The following is a 3777-nucleotide window of genomic DNA, read 5'->3' as shown; positions in this document are numbered from 1 at the left end:
GCGCTTTACGCCGCCGCTATTACGGCGCGTTTTGTCATGACGTTGACGAGGTGTGCGCGGTATGGTTTTGAGCCGTGCAGGTCTGCGATCATGCCGTCGGGGTCGATGCTGAGGTCCATCAGCGCCTCGGGCTTGAAGCTGTGGTTCAGCGCCGCCTCGGCCTCGGACCAGCGGAACACCCCGTCCTCGGAGGCGCCGGTGACAGCCACGCGCACGCCGCTTGCGTATTTCGCCACAAACACGCCCACCAGTGCAAAGCGCGAGGCGGGTTGCACGAACTTCTGGTAATTCGCCGCCTCGGGTACCGGGAAACGCACGCCGGTGATGATCTCGCCCTCCTCCAGCGCGGTGGTGAACAGGCCCTGGAAATAGTCATCCGCCGCGATCTCGCGCCGGTCGGTCACGATCACCGCCCCCGACCCCAGCGCCGCCGCCGGGTAACAGGCCGAGGGGTCGTTATTGGCCAGGCTGCCGCCGATGGTGCCGCGGTTGCGCACCGCCGGATCGCCGATGCCCCCCGCCAGCGCCGCCAGCGCCGGATAGGACGCCGCCGCCCGTGCCACCTCGGCATGGGTGGTACCGCCGCCCACCGAGACCGAACCGTCGTCATTGACGCAGACGCCCTTCATCTCCGCGATGCCGCCCAGCGACACCAGCTTTTCCGGTGCCGCCAGCCGCTGCTTCAGCGTCGGGATCAGGGTCTGCCCGCCTCCCAGCGCCTGCGCCCCTTCCGATGCCAGCGCCGCAACCGCCTCGGCCACGCTGCCGGGCCGCTCAAACTCGAAATTATACATCTCGCTCCTCCTCCAAGAGGCTCCGGGTCCCTGCCCTTTCCTCTTGCTGAAAATATCCCGGGGGTCCGGGGGGCAGCGCCCCCCGGCCGTCTCAGCCGTTCATCGCCGCCCAGACCCGCGACGGACTCATCGGCATGTCGATATGCGCGACATCCTTGCCACCCGACCGCAGCGCGTCGATCACCGCGTTCACCACCGAAGGCGGGCTGCCGATGGCCCCGGCCTCGCCGCAGCCCTTCACCCCCAGCGGGTTGTGGGTGCAGGGCGTGGCGCAGGAATGATCCACCGCATAGAACGGCACGTCATCGGCGCGCGGCATCGCGTAATCCATGTAGGATGCGCTCAAGAGCTGCCCGGTCTCCGGATCATAGGCGCAGTTCTCCAAGAGCGCCTGGCCGATCCCCTGGCCCAGCCCCCCATGCACCTGCCCCGACACGATCATCGGGTTGACGATATTGCCGAAATCGTCCGCCGCGCTGAACCGCTCCACCGTCACCTTGCCGGTCTCGGGGTCCACCTCCACCTCGCAGGCATAGGCGCCGGCCGGATAGGTGAAGTTCGACGGGTCGTAGAACGCCGTCTCCTCCAGCCCCGGCTCGATATCCTCCAGCGGGTAGTTGTGCGGCACATAAGCCGCCAGCGTCACGTCGCCCCAGGCCACGGATTTGTCCGTGCCCGCAACCGTGAACTGGCCGCCCTTCAGCTCGATATCGGCCTCGCTGGCCTCCATCAGATGCGCCGCGATCTTTTTGGCCTTGTTGATGATCTTCTCGGTCGCCCGCACCATGGCCGAGCCGCAGACCGCAAGGCTGCGCGAACCATAGGTGCCCATGCCGAACGGGATCTTGCTGGAATCGCCATGCACGATCTCGATCATGCTCTCGTCGATCCCCAGCATCTCGGCCACCACCTGCGGAAACGCCGTCTCGTGGCCCTGGCCGTGGCTATGCGCCCCCACCATCACCGAGATCGAGCCGGTCGCGTTCACCCGCACCGTCGCCGCGTCGTAAAGACCCGCCCGCGCGCCCAGCTGGCCCACCAGGTTCGAAGGCGCGATGCCGCAGGCCTCGATATAGCAGTTCACGCCCAGACCGCGCAGCTTGCCCTTGGCCTCGGACGCCGCCCGCCGCGCGGCAAAGCCCGCGATGTCGGCGATCTCTTCCAGCTTGTCCATCGTGGCGTTGTAATCGCCGGTGTCATAGACCACCGCAACCGGCGTCTGATAGGGGAACTCGGTCACGAAGTTCTGCCGCCTCAGCGCGATCGGGTCGACCCCCAGTTCGCGCGCCGCCTTGTCGATGACGCGCTCCAGCTGATAGGTCGCCTCGGGCCGCCCGGCGCCGCGATAGGCATCGACCGGCACCGTGTTGGTGAACACTGCCTTGACGTTCACATAGATCAGCGGCGTCTTGTAGTTCCCCGCCATCAGCGTGCCATGCAGCCAGGTCGGCACGCTTGGCGCGAAGGTTGACAGGTACGCCCCCATATTGGCCAGCGTCTCGGTCCGGATCGCGGTGAAGTTGTTGTTCTCGTCCAGCGCCAGCTCGATCTTCGTCACATGGTCGCGCCCATGCGCGTCCGACATGAAGGCCTCGGACCGCGACGAGGTCCATTTGACCGGCCGGTTGATCGCCTTGGCCGCAAAGGTGCAGAACGCCTCCTCGGCATAGTGGAAGATCTTCGAGCCGAAGCCGCCCCCCACATCGGGCGCCACCACCCTGAGCTTGTGCTCGGGGATGCCCAGCACGAAGGCCCCCATCAGAAGGCGGATCACATGCGGGTTCTGGCTGGTGGTGTAAAGCGTCGATTCCCCCGTCGCCCGGGCATAATCGCCGATCGCCACCCGCGGCTCCATCGGGTTGGCCACCAGCCGGTTGTTCACCAGCTCCAGCGTCGTCACATGCGCCGCCTTGTCAAAGGCCGCGTCCACCGCGCCCTTGTTCTCCTCGACAAACCCCCAGTCGTAGCAGAGGTTCGACGGCAGATCGTCATGCACCTTCGCCGCGCCCTCGGCCAGCGCCGCCTTCATGTCGACCACCGCCGGCAGTTCCTCGATCTCGACCCCGATCGCCTCGGCCGCGTCGCGCGCCTGGGCCGCCGTCTCGGCCACAACCGCCGCGATCGGATCGCCCACATGGCGCACCTTGCCCTGGGCCAGCACCGGATGCCCCGGCTCGGCCATGGGTTGGCCATGCCTGTCGGTCACCTGCCAGCCGCAGGGCAGACCGCCCACGCCCTCGAAATCGGCGCCGGTAAAGATGCGCACAACGCCGGGCATCGCTGCCGCAGCAGATGTGTCCAGCGACACGATCCGCCCATGCGCCATGTCCGAACGCAGGAAATGCACGTAAGCCTGGCCGTGAATGTTGATGTCGTCGGTGTAATTGCCGGCGCCGGTCAGAAAGCGCACGTCCTCGCGCCGCTTGCTGCTGGCTCCAATGCCACTGTCTTTGGGCATGTCTCGTCTCCTCCAGATATCAGAATGGTCCGCGGAAATCCCCGCGCCGCCTCATTCAGCCGCGATCCCGCTCACGTCCTGCCCGGACGCCGCCATGATCGCCTTGACGATGTTGTGGTAACCGGTGCAGCGGCACAGGTTCCCCTCCAGATGCGCCCGCACCTCGGCCTCGCTGGGCCGGGGGTTATCCTGCAACAGCGCCGCCGCCGACATCACCATCCCCGGCGTGCAGAACCCGCACTGAAGCCCGTGATGATCCTGGAACGCCTGCTGCAACGCGTTCAGCGTCCCGTCCGCCGCCGCCTGCCCCTCGATCGTCGCGACCGAACAGCCATCCGCCTCCGCCGCCAGCATGTTGCACGACTTCACCGCAACACCGTCAACATGCACGACACAGGCCCCGCACTGACCCGTGTCACACCCAACATGCGTCCCCGTCAACGACAGATGATCCCGCAAAAATCCACTCAACAACTCACGACCCTCAACCGTACCTACAACAGCACGACCGTTCACAGTCATCGA

General features: G+C 66.4%; 3 protein-coding genes. All 3 read right to left on the bottom strand.

Annotated elements, in window-relative coordinates; all coding sequences use genetic code 11:
• Positions 1-5: 5 nt before the first annotated feature.
• Positions 6-794, bottom strand: a complete 789-nt coding sequence (locus OEZ49_RS22875) for an FAD binding domain-containing protein (protein WP_263390449.1) — start codon at positions 792-794, stop codon at positions 6-8.
• 91 nt (positions 795-885) lie between these two features.
• The gene (locus OEZ49_RS22870) at positions 886-3252 is read right to left on the bottom strand and encodes a xanthine dehydrogenase family protein molybdopterin-binding subunit (protein ID WP_263390448.1); all 2367 of its coding nucleotides are present in this window, start codon (positions 3250-3252) and stop codon (positions 886-888) included.
• A gap of 51 nt (positions 3253-3303) precedes the next feature.
• Positions 3304-3777: (2Fe-2S)-binding protein (locus OEZ49_RS22865; RefSeq protein WP_317853198.1), on the bottom strand; the 474-nt coding region annotated here is incomplete at its 5' end.

It is taken from the genome of Ruegeria marisflavi (assembly GCF_025673445.1).
Taxonomy (GTDB): domain Bacteria; phylum Pseudomonadota; class Alphaproteobacteria; order Rhodobacterales; family Rhodobacteraceae; genus Ruegeria_B; species Ruegeria_B marisflavi.
This window is presented reverse-complemented; position numbering and strand designations above follow the sequence as displayed.

Coding starts and splice junctions, on each gene's coding strand:
- OEZ49_RS22875 (WP_263390449.1), bottom strand. CDS start 794: ATGTATAATTTCGAGTTTGAGCGGCCCGGCAGCGTGGCCGAGGCGGTT.
- OEZ49_RS22870 (WP_263390448.1), bottom strand. CDS start 3,252: ATGCCCAAAGACAGTGGCATTGGAGCCAGCAGCAAGCGGCGCGAGGAC.